Origin of the sequence: Paenibacillus sp. FSL R5-0470 (assembly GCF_037975205.1) — a bacterium.
Taxonomy (GTDB): Bacteria; Bacillota; Bacilli; order Paenibacillales; family Paenibacillaceae; genus Paenibacillus_AQ.
Window position 1 is genome coordinate 4,881,053 of sequence record NZ_CP150238.1, and the last position, 16,180, is coordinate 4,897,232.

Annotated in this window: 13 protein-coding genes; 6 read left to right on the plus strand and 7 right to left on the minus strand. The window is 43.4% G+C overall.

What is annotated here, in order from left to right; translation table 11 throughout:
- Window positions 1-104: 104 nt before the first annotated feature.
- Window positions 105-410 (plus strand): DUF2627 domain-containing protein, encoded by a 306-nt coding sequence (locus MKY99_RS21660; protein ID WP_060622617.1) that lies wholly within the window; start codon window positions 105-107, stop codon window positions 408-410.
- 173 nt (window positions 411-583) lie between these two features.
- Here MKY99_RS21660 and MKY99_RS21665 read toward each other — a convergent pair whose 3' ends face one another.
- The 3 genes from MKY99_RS21665 to MKY99_RS21675 are packed head-to-tail and all read right to left on the minus strand — an operon-like array spanning window position 584 to window position 4,384.
- On the minus strand, window positions 584-2,443 hold the full coding sequence (locus MKY99_RS21665) for an ABC transporter ATP-binding protein (RefSeq protein WP_339266276.1): 1,860 nt from the start codon (window positions 2,441-2,443) through the stop codon (window positions 584-586).
- Window positions 2,424-4,157, minus strand: a complete 1,734-nt coding sequence (locus MKY99_RS21670; RefSeq protein WP_339266277.1) for an ABC transporter ATP-binding protein — start codon at window positions 4,155-4,157, stop codon at window positions 2,424-2,426. Before MKY99_RS21670 ends, MKY99_RS21665 begins: the two co-directional genes overlap by 20 nt.
- Window positions 4,158-4,174: 17 nt before the next feature.
- Window positions 4,175-4,384: a hypothetical protein gene (locus MKY99_RS21675; protein WP_042129770.1), complete on the minus strand. Its 210-nt coding sequence runs from the start codon at window positions 4,382-4,384 to the stop codon at window positions 4,175-4,177.
- Between the two features lie 158 nt (window positions 4,385-4,542).
- On the opposite strand from MKY99_RS21675, the gene MKY99_RS21680 reads away from it, so the two are divergent.
- Complete coding sequence (locus MKY99_RS21680) at window positions 4,543-5,112, plus strand: thymidine kinase (protein ID WP_042129772.1); 570 nt, start codon at window positions 4,543-4,545, stop codon at window positions 5,110-5,112.
- A gap of 139 nt (window positions 5,113-5,251) precedes the next feature.
- Here MKY99_RS21680 and MKY99_RS21685 read toward each other — a convergent pair whose 3' ends face one another.
- The gene (locus MKY99_RS21685; protein ID WP_339266278.1) at window positions 5,252-5,770 is read right to left on the minus strand and encodes a DinB family protein; all 519 of its coding nucleotides are present in this window, start codon (window positions 5,768-5,770) and stop codon (window positions 5,252-5,254) included.
- 137 nt (window positions 5,771-5,907) lie between these two features.
- On the opposite strand from MKY99_RS21685, the gene MKY99_RS21690 reads away from it, so the two are divergent.
- The 4 genes from MKY99_RS21690 (at window position 5,908) to sda (ending at window position 7,942) form a co-directional block, all read left to right on the plus strand.
- Window positions 5,908-6,573, plus strand: a complete 666-nt coding sequence (locus MKY99_RS21690) for a hypothetical protein (RefSeq protein WP_143764067.1) — start codon at window positions 5,908-5,910, stop codon at window positions 6,571-6,573.
- A 504-nt stretch (window positions 6,574-7,077) separates the two neighbouring features.
- Window positions 7,078-7,197, plus strand: a complete 120-nt coding sequence (locus MKY99_RS21695) for a cyclic lactone autoinducer peptide (protein WP_143764066.1) — start codon at window positions 7,078-7,080, stop codon at window positions 7,195-7,197.
- Between the two features lie 21 nt (window positions 7,198-7,218).
- Window positions 7,219-7,551: a LytTR family DNA-binding domain-containing protein gene (locus tag MKY99_RS21700; protein WP_042190411.1), complete on the plus strand. Its 333-nt coding sequence runs from the start codon at window positions 7,219-7,221 to the stop codon at window positions 7,549-7,551.
- Between the two features lie 217 nt (window positions 7,552-7,768).
- A complete protein-coding gene (sda, locus tag MKY99_RS21705; RefSeq protein ID WP_081382883.1) occupies window positions 7,769-7,942 on the plus strand; it encodes a sporulation histidine kinase inhibitor Sda in 174 nt (57 codons plus the stop codon).
- Between the two features lie 183 nt (window positions 7,943-8,125).
- Here the strand turns inward: sda and MKY99_RS21710 are convergent, their stop codons facing one another.
- The 3 genes from MKY99_RS21710 to MKY99_RS21720 form a co-directional block, all read right to left on the minus strand.
- Window positions 8,126-8,434: a hypothetical protein gene (locus tag MKY99_RS21710; RefSeq protein WP_042190413.1), complete on the minus strand. Its 309-nt coding sequence runs from the start codon at window positions 8,432-8,434 to the stop codon at window positions 8,126-8,128.
- 119 nt (window positions 8,435-8,553) lie between these two features.
- Window positions 8,554-9,213, minus strand: a complete 660-nt coding sequence (locus tag MKY99_RS21715) for a helix-turn-helix transcriptional regulator (protein WP_042190416.1) — start codon at window positions 9,211-9,213, stop codon at window positions 8,554-8,556.
- 486 nt (window positions 9,214-9,699) lie between these two features.
- Window positions 9,700-16,143: a phosphodiester glycosidase family protein gene (locus tag MKY99_RS21720; protein WP_339266280.1), complete on the minus strand. Its 6,444-nt coding sequence runs from the start codon at window positions 16,141-16,143 to the stop codon at window positions 9,700-9,702.
- Between the last annotated feature and the right edge of the window lie 37 nt (window positions 16,144-16,180).

The following is a 16,180-nucleotide window of genomic DNA, read 5'->3' on the forward strand; positions in this document are numbered from 1 at the left end:
AGCGTATTACAAAACTTATAAACGTCATATCCAAATGGACTTTTTCTTACTAAAGCGTTATCATATGGTTGAATCTAATGGGCTAAGAGGGGTAGGAGACACTTATGAAACTATTAATTTCACGCTTCATTGCCATCCTTATTCTTGTGTTTCCTGGTTTAATCGCAATGAAGGGCTTCTTAATGATGAAGGACGATATTTTTGATTATATCTCTATGCATGGCGATGACTCCGTTGTTCCAGATTTCGCTTGGCTGCATTTCGGCGGAGGGTTTCTTCTCTTTGCAGCAGGTATGACTTTCCTTGGCGGCTGGATTCTAACAAGAGACCGCAAACGTAATTATGTTGGCCCTCGGTTCAAGGAGAAACAAAAAGCGAAACAAGCTGCCGCGCAAGAAACGATCTCATAAGCAGCTTAATCATCCCCTCATTGTACAACCGAAATCTATTGCACATTCTGCAATTAAACCATCCAACAGCTCACTTCATATGTATAATGAATATCCACACATTACATAAAGGCGAGAGTTTTCATGGACGCGACCTGCGCTTCCTTGAAAACTCCCGCCTTTTTATGCACAGCTTAAAGCCTAGCCTTATCAAGCACTTCCCTACGACCGCCTTGCACCAACTCGCTGTACAAGCCACCTTGCTTCAACAACTCCTCATGGGAGCCCTGCTGCAGCAATCTGCCCCCTTGAAGAACAAGAATTCGATCAGCTGCACGGATAGTGCCCAGTCTATGGGCAATAACGAAGCTGGTCCGTCCCTTCATTAGCACCTGAAGTCCTTCCTGAATCTTGATTTCGGTCACCGTATCGATACTGCTAGTGGCTTCATCAAGAACAAGCATCGAAGGATTGGCAAGAATGGCTCTTGCAATGGATAGCAATTGCTTCTGTCCTTGGCTTATACCGCTACCATCTGCAGAGAGCATTCGATCATAACCTTCCGGCATTCGGATAATAAAAGAATGAGCGTTAGCCAGCTTGGCCGCCGCCTCGACCTCTTCATCGGAAGCATCCAGTCTACCGTAACGAATATTATCGCGGATGCTGCCCTTGAATAAAAAGGAGTCCTGCAATACAAACGCCATATGGCTCCTCAGGCTTTCACGCCGAATCGAAGTGACATCTAAGCCATCCAGCGTAATCTTACCCTGATTAGGATCATAGAAACGAGATAACAGCCCGATAAGTGTTGTTTTGCCGGCACCGGTAGGTCCTACTAAGGCAATCATCTCACCAGGCTTCGCTTCAAAGCTAATATCATGCAGTGTGTTAGAACTTCCGTCATATGAAAAAGATACCTTTTCGAACTTCACTGCACCTTCAACTTTAACCAGCGAAGTGGCTGCACCTTCATCTTTAGCTTCCGTCTCTTCGTCCAGCACTTCAAACACTCTTTCCGCTCCCGCAACCGCTGACAGTAGTGTATTCCACTGATTCGCTAAGTCATTAAGAGGGCGAGTAAATTGACGCGTATATTCTACAAACACAATAATCACACCGACCGTAATCGCTCCGCGAATCGCTAACAAACCACCGACTCCAGCCACAATAGCGAAGCTCAAATTATTAAGTCCATTCATCAGCTTAGGAATGAAGCCAGAAATCGACTGTGCCCAGTATCCAGAGAGCATAATTCGCTCATTGCGTTCATGAAAACCAGCGATGACCCGTTCCTCTTGTGAAAAAGCTTTGATAATCCGTTGACCGGATAACGTCTCTTCTATATAACCGTTTAACTCACCCACATTGCGCTGACGTTCCTTAAAAAGCGGACCCGTACGCCGAGTAATCCAGCGCATGCCTAATAACATTAACGGCACAACCAGGAACGTGAGCAGCGTCAGTAGAGGACTGAGCCAGAGCATTACCCCCACCGTGCCGAGCAATGTCAAAACACTGGAAAAGATCTGAATAGCTGAGCTATTCAGCGTAGAGCTGACATTCTCAATATCGTTGGTGAGGCGACTCATAATTTCGCCCTGCTGTCTCCGATTAAAAAATGAGATGGGCAAGCGATGAAGATGGGAAAACAACTCCGTGCGCATCCGAAATACGGTCTCCTGGGCAATTTCAATCATCCATATATTTTGCAGCCAAGAAGTTAATGAATAGAAGATATAAACACTAGCTAAGCTGATCAGAAAAATCGTCCACGATCGTCCGCCAGTGCCTTCCAGATAATCATCCACAGCTTTACCAATCATATAAGGCCCGAGCAGTGCTAAAGCCGAGCTGAAGACTACCATTAAGAGAACGAGAAAAAGCTTAGCTTTACGCTCGGCAAGGTAGCTCCAAATCCGCATGAGCGTGCCGCCCCAATCCTTCGCCTTTGCTTTTGGCTTCCCTCCAGCAGCTGAACCAAGGCTTCTTCCTGCTCCAAGCTCAATGACAGGTTTTGGGTGACGAAAGGGTTCAAGAATTGCTTTGAACATGCTGCTTCGCCTCCTCTACCTGTGATTCATAAATCTTGCGGTACAGCGCAGAGCTTGTCATAAGCTCCTCATGTGTTCCCTTACCGATTAAGCGTCCTTCATCCAACAGCAGAATCAAATCTGCAGATGCAGTAGAACTGATCTTCTGAGTAATCAGGAAGGTTGTACATGAAATCTCTTTCAGTGCCTCCAGCAAAAGTCCTTCTGTCACAGCATCAAGCGCACTCGTACTGTCATCGAGGATCAAAATAGCAGGTTTCCTCACAAGCGCCCGAGCAATGGTCAAGCGTTGCTTTTGTCCACCAGACAGATTTACCCCTCGCTGACCAAGCATTGTATCATAGCCATTGGGCAGATCCATCACTGTTGCGTGAATTTGTGCGGCAGCTGCTGCGTGTTCGATTTGTTCCTGTGTGGCATGTTCATTGCCCCACGCGATATTATCGCGAATCGATCCGCTGAAGAGCTGCAGTTCTTGAGGAACGTAACCGATCGATCGCCGCAATCTTGAAATATCGATATCGGTGCTCTTTTGCCCATCAATGCGAATGGTACCTTCTGTCTCTTCATATAAACGTGGGATTAGACCGACAAGAGAAGACTTTCCTGATCCGGTGGCTCCCATAATCGCTACCTGCTCACCAGCAGCAACTTCAAAATTAATATCCTCTAGCACCGAAATATCACTCTCAGGATACTTGAAGCTGATGCCTTCAAATTGGACGTGACCCTGTATCGGTTCGCCCTTTGCAGCTCCGCCTTCCTTAACTCCAGCGCCAGCTGACATCACTTCTGTAATACGCTGTGAGGAGGCACGTGCTCGGGAAATTGTAACGACAAGTCCAGATATAGCTGACAACGCTCCTATGGTTCGTAAAGAGTAGTTAATAACTGCAACAGTTTCTCCTAGTGTAGCATCCCCATTTGCAATCTCAATCCGTCCAAACCATAGGATCGACATAATCGCTGCATTCACAATAAGCATAACAAATGGCATCGTTGTCTCTGTCAAACGTAGCGCAGATACCGTGGATTTCATCAAATTCCCGCTAAAGACCGTGAAACGTCCAATCTCATGTCCCATGCGCACGAACACACGGATTAAGCGAATTCCCGTTAAATTCTCCTGGATTACACCATTCACACCGTCTAGCCGATTTTGTACGTTGCGAAATAACAAAGAAGCTTTTCTCATGATGAAGTAAAGGAAGAGAAGCAACAAAGGTAGAGCTACAGTGAGAAATAACCCCAGCTTCACATGAACAACCAATGCCATAATCACACTGCCCACCACAACCAGTGGCACCCGTGTCATAAAGCGGAGGCTCATAAATATAGTGTCCTGCAGCTGCGATACATCGCCGGTCAGACGCGTGATCAGCGACGAGGTGGCAAACCGATTGAATACTTCATATGTAAACGATTGTACCTTTTCATATAACTTGTCCCTAAGATCAAACGCAAAGCTCTGACTCGCATGGGCAGCAAAAAAAGAACTTAATACCCCAGCTATAAACGCAACTACCGCGCTGCCGATCAATACACCGCCCCAGAGCCATACTACAGAGGAATTTTGTTCTTTAATGCCCTGGTCAATAATTTTGGAAATGAGTAAAGGCTGTGACAATTCCACCGCTAGTTCAATAAGCATCATCACTAGGGCAGCTATTGCAGCGACTTTATATTTTTTGAGAAAAGAGAAAATCAAACCCATTCGCATACCCTCTTTTTCTATTCGTACAGTGCATCCCTTAAACGAGTCGACATTGTGGAAGCCTGCCCAGTTTTCATTATTGCCCGCCGCAGCGCTTTATTGCTTCGATTCAATTCCACCAAATCTGCCATCATCTCTTCCAGCAAAGCCTCAGCCTCGATAGAAAGATTTCCATTCTGCTGTATCAGAGCTAACCGTTCCTTGTATTCGTCTATTTTTTCAGTCACACATATTACTTCCTTTCCAATCACATGATTCCTTTTATCATACCACATTCAATTCTATCGTAATGTTTTCACTGGATACAGCTGACACGAATATGATACTCTAATAAGGTCGCATTTTTAAGATTAGATAATTGGCTTATACGAAAGGATAGATGGAAGTGGCACAATTGTTTTTCAAATACGGAGCAATGAACAGCGGTAAATCTATTGAGATACTCAAGGTTGCGCATAATTATGAAGAGCAAGGGAAATCGGTGCTCATTTTCACTCCATCCATAGACGATCGGGACGAAGTTGGTTTTATCTCCTCCCGTATTGGGCTGCGGAAACAGGCCATACCCGTCGACGAGAATACCGATATTTATAATATCGTCAGCAGTAACCAGCCCAAACCCCACTGTGTACTAATTGATGAATGTCAATTTCTAAGCAAGGACTGCATTCTACAGCTAGTACGGATTGTAGATGAACTAGGCATTCCCGTTATGGCATTTGGACTTAAAAATGATTTCCAGAACCAGCTATTTGAAGGCAGCAAATACATGCTGATTTACGCTGATAAAATCGAGGAAATGAAGACCATTTGCTGGTTCTGCGAGCGCAAAGCAACGATGGCTCTAAGAGTAGAAAATGGTAAGCCTGTATACAGCGGCAAGCAAATTCAAATTGGCGGCAATGAAGCCTACTATCCAGTGTGCCGTAAATGTCACAAGAATCCTCCACTATAAAATATACCCACAAAGTGAGGCTTTGCTTCGATGCTTACTCAGGTACATTGCGGGGGAGCCCAAAATATATACCTTTAGCTAAAAAAGCATTCCGAAGCCGCAATGGCCTCAGGAATGCTTTTTTAAAAATAAAACTCGATTAAACCAGATATCTTTCTTTAAGAATATTCAAATGATGATGATCATGCCCAATCATTACGTACGCCACTGCTCTCGCGGAGATGGTTGCATTGTTAACCGTTCCCTTACGAGTCCATGCATCTTCCGGCAAAGTGTCCAACAGAGCTTGCGTTGACTCTCGGACAAGCTTGTAATGAGCCAGTAGTTTTTCTAGAGTGTGTGCTTCAAAATTTGCGGTAGGCACATAGTCCTTTTCATCAAAGCCCGCCAGCGGGGTCTTATCTCCTCTTGCAACGCGCAACAAACGATAAGACATAATTCTTCCAGTATCCGCTAGATGGCCAACCATTTGCTTAATACTCCATTTATCAGGAGCGTAACGATGCTCTCCTTGTTCTTCCGTAAGGTTCGAAATAAAGCTACAAATCTCATCCGTCTGCGCTCTAAAAACAGTACAAATGTCCCCTTCAACTGGCACTAAATCGACATACTTTGATAATTCTTCAAGATACTCACTGCTTTCTGGACGTCGATCCATGTCTAAACCCCTCTCATTTTGAATTTTTTTGAAAAAATAGGAGGAAAATTATACTGTAGTTGTTGTATTTTAGTCCATTTTATACGATACTTGCAATAATAGGGTTAGTTAAACTAGAAGTCATCGGGAGTGTCGGCATGATAGATTTTATGCTTTTTATGATATTTTCAATACTAGAGACCTATGCAATGTTCTTTCTGGCTTTCAAAATTTTCAAAATTGACTTATATCATAAAGAGATGTTGTTTGCTAGTTTTATTATGGGCTTTTTTTCTTATACCCTTAGAATCAACTATGGGATAGCTTCATTAGATACTTTCTCACAATATGCACTAATGTTTTGTTTTATGTGGATGTTATTCCGGATTCATCCCTTCTACGCTTCCATATTAACCGGAATGGCTTATCAAGCTTACTCGGTGATTCAAACCATAATTATGTATCTATTAGACTCTGTAATCAACATGCCTCTAAATACTTCGGAACCGATTACAAAAAACATAATGACAATGCAGATATTATCAGCATTAGCCGCGGTTCTCATTGGTATGTATGTGGGTCATAAACGTATTGGATTTGACTTTGTACCTGACAAACCCGATGTAAGAATTAAACCAACGACTAGCGAAAAATTATTATTTGCTCTTAATCTTCCTACAGTAATTGTCGTTACTTTACTCACCTACTTTTTTGAATCTTTTTTCTCTTTCTTCATCCCAATTTTTTATGGAGTACTATTATGGGGATATCTATATTTCTCACACAAAAAGGATAGAAATAACTATGAGTCATTTAACTTTTAAAATTGTTGAGCTCATTAAGAAAAGTAATCCAGAGCAAACGCATTCCATTGAAATCATGCATTATGCCCTTAGCATTATTTTAAATACTTTATTCATTATTATAACTTCGTTATGCATCGGCGGGCTCACTGGACAGCTAAAGGAAACATTCTTAGCCTTATTTAGCTGCATGCTCCTAAGAATGTCTTCTGGTGGAGTGCATTTAAAATCCGCAAGGTCCTGCAATATTGTATCTATCTTTATCTGTTCACTGATCCCTCATATCACTTATTTAATACATAACCATATCCTTTGGATTAATCTTTTTTCTTTGCTTGTAATGATCTTATGTGCTCCAAATCCTGATGCTAATGCGCAAATCCCCAAAGAATGGTATTTGGGTTTAAAGATCATTTCCATAATTCTGGTTTCTTTGAATTTTTGGATCCATTCGTCTGTCATTGGATTGGCATTTTTAGTTCAATCCTTTACAGTTATAATTCCATTACAAAGGAGGCCAATCAAATGAAGAAAAATTTAGCTCGTTATGCTTCTAACCTATTAGGTATTTCTGCTGTTGTTTTTGCAACAATTCTGAAACCACTTGCTAACAGCCCTGAGATTCCAAAAGAACTGCGCAAGTAATCAAACAAGGATGGGGAAAAGATGCGTGTCTTACAGAAAGACGGTTCCTCTAGTGATATTCTAGAGGAAGATATATTGTATTTCTCCAATTATAAGAATACAATATTCGTCCATACGAAAGAAGGCGAATTTATTCTCCCCACCACGCTTTCCGATCTTTCCGTAGCGTATGAGGGTAAGGGATTCGAACGCCTTGACCGCAGCAACGTCGTTAATATCAACAACATAGAAGGCTATGATCCCGGACGCAAGATTGTATGCTTTAATCAAGGTAAGCAGTTCACTACCGTTTCGGAATCCAATGAACCTCGCCTAAAGAAGTACTTATCTACTCATAAGAAAGATTCTGATTAAAACAATCCCGACATGTACTAAACATGTCGGGATTGTTTTTGTTTATTAAAATTCAAAGTAAACCAATCTATTATCACATAAAAATAGTGATTATGCCATAATTCCCCTAAGATGTAAAGGAAAATTCGTAGGATGAATGACAGGAGACGGATTGTATTCCAAATGATACCATATATATAAATGTGTAATAAAAACAAATATATGATGGAGGAACCAAATGAATTACTATTTTCATCCCTCACCACGCCCCTCATCTCTTGAATCAATATCTGATGAAGAATTACTTAACATCTATAAATTAGCGCTTGAGGCACAAGCTTTACCAGATTTCATAGAGATTGTTAGAGAGATCTTAGACAGTAGAGATCTCATACAAACTGAAAAATCATAACATCCCCATACACAAATTAATTAGAAAATTATGACATAATCATATAACTTCCTATGGCTTCACTGCGAGTGTTCTCTAGATTGTCTTCATGTTAACATCATCAACATAAAGAAGGTAGAGCCTCCTGAAGGCCCTACCTTCTTTATATTCAGTAAGGACTACTCCCTGAAATAGAGTAATCTTCTACTCCGTAATTTCCGTTTTAAATACATTTTCCAATTTTCCGCCAAGTCTTTTCTTCAAAGGAACTTTAATATCTCTACCCAGCTCTTTGAAAAATGTTTCTACATCGCATTTCACATTTTGTGCAGTCGCAATTACAGCGCCATCACCAACAATATTTTGATTCTCTTCAAGAGGAACATCAACTTCGATATCATACTTTTTGGATAATGTCTTGATGTATCGTGCGAAGATCTCCAGCAATTCCTCGTTATTAAAATTCTCTATAGCGACTTTTCCCTTGCTGGTAAACTTCATGTTAATTTTCATTATTAATATCCCCTTTTCTGTCAAACCATTTTTAGTTGTTAGTTTATGGATCAAGATGAATAGATGGCTGCAAGAAAGGGCAACATTATTCATTTTTGAGATCATTTATGAAACACACATTATTTATAAGCACCCTTTATCTGTTGTACTTTAAACTGCGTAAATTCTTTGAGCGCTTGTATGACCTGATCCTGTTCTTCTTCCTTCAGCTCATAAACGCACTCCCGTAACCACTCGCCAAATAGAAAGGCTTGACGCCCTTTCCGAGGGCTCTTTCTTAAGGAGTCGAGGCAACCCTCAAACTTATCGTTCAGGACGTCGGTAAGATTGTATTTCTCAATCTTCTCTATTACCATTCCTGCCCCATATTCCGTTTCATAAACTATGACTTCATTAGAATCAAAGGAAACGTAAGATGTTTCTTTACCTTCCTTTGCCCTGAATTCCTTAAGCTTGTTAAATGCCGTCTCATAAATGTAGTCCTGAGACTGTTTAAGCTGTGGCAGCTCATAACCATGCTTTAAGGTCTTGATATATTCAATATCTGGCATATAGTCTGCCAAATGATACATCCGATTCTTCAGATCTGTTCCAAGTGCTTCGATGATCTTGTCCAGATTGTCTTTTAGCGGAATGCTCTCTCCACGCTCGATCTTGCTAAGCTGTGAGTAACTTATGCCGCTCTTTTCTTCCAGTCCTCTTAAGGTTAACCCTCTCGTCTTTCTGATGTGCCGAATGAAATTACCCAGCTCATCGGGATAGTTCTCAAAATCATTCATGGGAGTCACCTCCCTACTATCATAACACAACATAACAATTTGTGTTGGCTTATAACAATTAATACTAGTAATTACTTGCTTCTGAAGGGTGATTCTCAGTACCAAAAACCCAATATAATACTACATTTCCAAAAGATCGGAGAAAATTTGATACTTATCTGCCAGGCTCTGGAATGTAATCGTTGGTTGGGAATTACAGTGTATCGGACCGAGGAGATCTTATTAAGCTGATTTATGCCATTTCACTCAGCTATCGGACTCAAATGCAACTGTTCATTAAAATATACTACGGTTCGGTGCAAAAGTATGACAATAAGAGTTGTGATGTCCGAAAATTTGGAAAAAGAGACCAAAAAGTTGAAATCGCTGCAATACAGTCCATAACGATCCCAAACCATCTACTGTATGCAAACCATTGTGTGCTTCCAGCTAATCCAATTTGTAAAAAAACAGCCAGTCCCAACAACCTGGAACTGGCCATAATCGTTACTCCATAACATTCAACAGATTGAGGATCATCTGTGCACTTTCGGCACGTGTGCCGTTTTGCTTCGGAGCAAATTGCGCTACAGCACGTCCCTGCATCAATCCAAGTCTGTACACCTCGCTGATAGCCTCTTGAGCCCATTGTGGTGCAGTGCCAATATCATTAAATGCTGAAACGTTAAGACTAGCTACAGATACGCTGTTATTGGCGTATGCATATGCACGAGCCAGCATCGCTGCCATCTCTTGACGAGAGATCCTGGCATCCGGTTCAAACAGTAAAGCGGTCTGACCGTTAACAATTCCAGCTTGTTTTGCTAACCCTACTGCTTCTGCATACCATTTATCAGCAGGTACATCAGTGAAACCAGCTACTGCTTGACCTTTTAAGCCAAGCGCACGGACTAACATCGCTGTAAACTCCGCACGTGTAACCGCACGGTTTGGATCAAAACGATCCACAGCTACCCCCTGTACAAGCTGTTTTGCCGCAAGCTGCTTCACAGCAAGGTAAGCCCAGTGATCCGGCTTCAGATCATTGAATGTTTTGTCATATTCTAATACAACATATTTACTAAAATGACTGACAGCAGCAGATAGATAACCATTCATCCATGTACTGCTCATATACTCCAACTTACCGGCATCATACATAAAATAAATACCCAATAAGCTTTGCTCTACAGTCGCACCGACCTTATATGAAATCGTGATTGGCTCTGCAAACTGTCTTAATGAGAAGGACTGGCCATTTTCTATGAGGATGCTGAGCGACCAATCTCGCAGATCACTTTTCGCTCTCAATTGTGCTCCAGCTAGTGTACCTGCACGATCTAACAGATCCACGGCTGTGTTACTAGCTAACGTGTTCAACCGTAGTGAAATCGTACTCTTGGCAAGAGCCTCAGCTGAGATTAGCTTACTTAGTTCAGCCAGTACTGTAGCAGGAAGCGTAACGGATAAATCCTGCATAACCACTCTAAGCGGTGCGCGTCCAAGCAGCTCTGCAGCATTGCCTGGTAAAAGCAACTCCGTAACCGCTCCGTCAACAGAAAGCACAACTTCACCTTGAGCATTCTTGTTCTCTGACAGTTGAGAGGCTGTTATGGTTACTACACCCGCTTGTGCAGATGCCGACGGAGTCGGTGTAGCAGTCGGCGTTGTTGTCACCGCAGGTCCCGGCACCCAGCCTCCTGGTGTTGGTGTTGGCTCTGGACTTGGTGTTGGTTCCGGTGTTGGCTCTGGGCTTGGTGTCGGAGTCGTACCTGGCGTGCTCTCAGTCACTGTCAAAATATATTCAGGGCTGAACCCCTTATAAACAGCGCTGACTTTTGTTATACCAGCACTCAATGCGTGAAGCTCCCCATTCTCACTAATCATTGCAATGGAATGATCCGATGTATCATACCTTACGCCCTCGACCAATTCTTGCTTGCTTCCGTCACTATATACCGCTTGAACAACAACGGAGCCTTTATTTCCTTGTTCCAGCGAATCCGGCCCTTTTATCGTTATTTCTGTAAGAATAGGAGCCTCATCATTTGTTACGACGAGACTATACTCCGAGGTGAACTCCCTGTAGGTTACTGAGATCACAGTAGAGCCTTCCTGATGAGCCTGGACCAAGCCCTGTTCATTGATTGTAGCAATATGCTCATTCGAGCTGGAATAATGAAGTCCATCCAATATTGGGATTCGTTTACCGGATGCATAGACAGCTTCGGTGACTGTCTGGTTGACCTCTGCTGGTTTAAGTTGTCCTTTGCCCTGAAGCTTAATCGCTTGCAGCGCATCTACAGTTATCTTACTTTCCGCAAAAATATTCGGGTAACCTGCCACTGTGACTCTCACCTTAGCTGTCCCTGGTTTTAGCGCAGTAACCAAGCCATTTCCATCTACGGTAACTACTGATTCTGCCCTTTCAGGAACGATGGACCAAAGTTTTGTCAGATGATTAGCCTCATCCGGCACTACCTTAGCTTGCAATTGCAGACTAGCACCAGGCTCAAGCTCAACAGCTGTTTGATCTAGCGTAATGGATTTTGGAACAAAATTTCCGATCACTAAACGGTCAATTTCTACACCGTCTACCGTTCTTGCCGTAACCGTAATCTCGTTCTTCCCAATTTCAACAGCCGTATAGATTTGCTCATCTTCGTCATATATTTTTTCCTGCCAAAAACGTGGCGTCAGCGCATAGAACTTAGGACCGGAGGAACCGCCGATAACATATCGTGTGCCTTCGCCTTCTGCTACCTGCTTACCATCCTTCATTGGAAAAGTTCGCAAGTAAATATGATCATGGCCGTTCATCACTAGATCCACATTATGCTTATCAAACACCGGCACCCACTTTGCTTGCACCTGTTCATTCGAATAGATGCTGCCATAGGGCCCTTGATGGAAAAAAATCACCTTCCACTTTTTATCTGTAGCTGATAGATCCTGATCCAGCCACTCTGCCTGTTCAGTGAATGGAGCACCTGAATGCTCTGTATTCATAACCACAAAATGTGTATCCTGAATGTCAAAAGAATAATTCGTACCTTTTACGCTCGCCGCACCGTTTTGCGGGTTATTGAATTGCGCCAGGTAATCCCCATCGCCATTGGTTCCCATCACTTCATGGTTTCCAATAACCGGAACAAGCGTGGTATTCATCAGCTGCTTTTGGGCTGCATCAAACCACCAGTTCCACTGCTCTTGTTCAAAGCCTTTATCCACCATATCTCCAGCGTGAACCAACATTTCAGCATCCGGCATATAGGCAAAAGCAGCCTCTATCGTATTGCCCCAAAGACCAAATCCCGCTTTAGAATCTGCTTGAGAATCTCCGATAAACAGGAATTTTGTAGAAGCGCTCTCCCCTCCGCTTGTAACGAAGGTTCCTTGCTCACTTACATTTGACTCCCCATCCCCCACACGATATACATATTCGGTTCCAGGGATAAGCCCTACTGCCTCCGCTTTATGAACTCGCATCGTTCCATCATTGTTGGTGTTGTAAATTGAACTGTTGCCGGTAATTTTTGTTACATTCAGGGCTTGAAAGCTTGTGAACTCTGCTTTTTTCACAAGTTCTACTACAGTATTCACGGTTAGCGGTTCTGTCTGCCAAGTGAATTGGCGAGAAGTCGCTGCATCTTGGCCCATCGTAACATTAACATTACGCGGGGCAGCAGTACCGTCATATGGAGCAACCTTGAACGTCATTACAGGACTATAGGTATTTCCTTTTACCGCCTGCAATTTAAAAGTTCCTTCTGCTGAAGTGACAAGGCCAGTAGTAAGTGTCCCACTTCCCCCTGAAGTTGCGCCTTGTACCTCCAATCCATCGAAAAGTAGTTTCGCACCTTCAACAACACTTCCATTCAGATCTTTTACCGCAAAAGACGCATCAAAGCCCTTCGCAAGATCATAATGGTTCCAAGTGAGCATCAACTGTGTCTTTACAACAGATTCAACAGCCGCTCCAATAAAAGAAATAGGAACCCCGGTACCTTCTGTCGAAGTTACAGATCCGGATGTATTTTCAATTACAAAAGGTTTGCTTGTATCCCCAGCGAGCTGCTCCTGAGTAAAGGGACCCACATAATCATTTCGAACCGTATATTGAATTTGTCCGATGAGATCCGTATCTCGTAGATTGGAGGAATTGATATTCGTTAGGTTAAGACGCACAATGCCCAAAGCTGGATCAATGATTGACTCCATTTGCGTTTCTGATACCTTATCCCCACGAATTACCTGCAAATCTTTAACTGCAGCCGGATTAAAAGAAAAAGTAATATTTCCTTCCTTCAGCTTGCCCGCTTTCTCTGCCGTTACGTCCAAAGTGTAGGTGTTGCCGGCATATACTACTTCTGGTGTTTTGTATACATAGAACGGAGAGCCCAAATTCACTGTAAAATACCATTCTTTTATCGTCTGGTTACCGCTCAAATCGCGGATGGCAACTTTTACTTTATGACGGCCTTCTGTAAGCGGAACCTTTGGTTTATAGGTGATTTGACCTTTTGGAGGATAAAAGCCATGCTCCACTAATTGATCGTCAACATACACACGTGTTTTGTCCGGATCGATTAAGGTCGTTCCCGGATGCACCACAGGATCATAACCATCATCCTCACCATTGACGGAAAGGGTCGGTGTAGCTGTTTTGACAATTTCGTTCACGCCAGGATAGGCATCTTCAAGCACAGGAGGTGTTCTATCCTCCTCTATCGGACCATAAATGGCACGAATATCATCAACGTAAATAGCTCCCGCACTCTTGTTAAGATTGCTTGTCTCCATATAGCGGACAGGCATATCCATCGTTAACGGGGTGGTTTTTCCCTTAGGAACGGATACTTCGACGTATTTCCACCCCGTCCAGTTCACTCCATTCACCTGATCTGTAAAATCCACAGGCACTGCCGCATTATTGCCATCACGAATCTGTCCCCGCAGCCAGTGCTTTTTGCCATCTCCGTAGATCCACATACTGATCTTCTCAGGATACCCCGGAATCTGAATCCGATTGGCGGTTGAGCTTGCGGCTAAATAAGCACCGGATGTGCCTGTTTTATTAACAAAATCATATTCCAGCTTCAAGGCTTTATCCCCGTTGCGGACAAAATCCTGATCCGTCACTTCCTGAATCGCTACACTGTTAGCTGCTGCACTGGAGGCTATATATTTATCAATGCCATTCTCAAAATCCTCCAGCATTACAGGCGGCAACCCCACATTTACTTCAAATGAGGTCTGGGCGTCCCCGTACTTAGCATAAATCTTCCCGTTCTTCCCGTTTTCACTCGTCGCTTGAAACAAACCCTTCTCGTCCACACTTCCGATCTCGCCCTCAACCCGCCATTCAAAACTATGGTTGTCAGCTTGAATTACCTGTCCATTACGTAGCGCCTTCACAGTTAATTGCGCAGCAGCACCTGAAGAATAAGTTTTGATCTCATCAGGAAACCTAAGGTCTGTGAGCTTATCCACGACTTCGATTTCCCCACTGCCTTTGACTGTCCCAGCCTCTACAATTACCGTTCCTGTGCCGGCAGTGGTTCCTGCGGTGAAGACTCCATTCGCATCGACAGTACCAAGGTCAGCGTCCACCTGCCAATTCAGCGTACCCGAATAAGGTGCCGGATGGCCGTTCTCGTCCACTCCTGCTGCTTTGAACATAAAGCTGGAGCCTTGCAAAATACGTTCCGCATTCGGCTGCACAACCAGCTTAGAAGCTGTAGATTGCTCTGGGGCTGTGTTGACGACCAGCAAACCGTTGCCGGTTTTACGTTCATAGCCATCAGAGCCCTGATTCACCATTTTGACACCAGATGCACCCGGCATTCTGGCCACAAAAGTAGAAGAGCCGCCACCATCCAGATTCATGGCGTTCACTACGCCCATATCCTTCAGAATGTTGCCAAGCTCATCGGTATCTACGCCCTCACTAAAACCTGGCGATCTTCCATCCACTTCGAATAAAACGAGACTTCCGTCCGCTTTTGTCCCAATGGCTGTACGCGGATGAATTCCTAAAGGTCCAACACCTTGTTGAACTACTCCGTCTTTTACCAGCGGCCCTTCGCCGCCAATGGCTACCTTCACATCATTCCATTCTCCGCTAAGCGCAAAGGTCGCAGTAACGTTATCGCCAACCGATAACCCCTGCAGAACAGCACGAGACGTTCCGTTAGCAGACAAAACTACTTTTCCTTTGGTAAGCGGCGTATTGCCTTGATTGTTGCGAATCTCAGATACCTTCAGCTTCAAGGTCTGACCGCTCTTCACTTCTCCCTCGACAATATCTAGAACAACCTCGTCACCCTCATTGGTCGACTTTGTAGTTGTATTATAATCTTCCGTATAAAGAACCAGCTCATTCGTATTTCGATAACGGTTGATGCTGGTTAGATTAGTTGTTTTTCCATTAATCGTTACGTTCTTGGTCAGCTTCGGCACCCCATAAATCGAGCTGCCATCTTCTTTTAAACCGAAAGTAAAAGCTGAAATCGAACTGTTCAGGATTACACCATCATCCATAAATAATCCATTTGGAACACCCGTGGCAAAACCGGAGATTTCATAAAAATCACCGTTAATCCCTGCGATCACCCGGTTTCCAGGCGAATCCGCATAAGCGGCCATTTCTGTAACACCCTTCATACCGTATACCTTTCCATCCTTCGTACCTGCCCGCAGTTCTAAATGGCCTTGCCCTGGGTTGAACTCTACTGCATGAATCTTTTGTAAACCACGTTCATTCTGAAGATCCATCCAGGTGTACATCGCCCCAGGTGCAAGCTCTGTTTGCCGTACATCAATAACGGTTCCGTAGTTTGTTGCTGGTAGATCAGAAATGGAAGCGTGAACAAATACTCCCGGCTGCAACAACGAAATCAACAAAACAAAAATAACTGCCACATTAATTTGCCTTAGATACCTTCTCACTATGTTGACATCCTCCCCACTTGGCTGTCCTTATTAC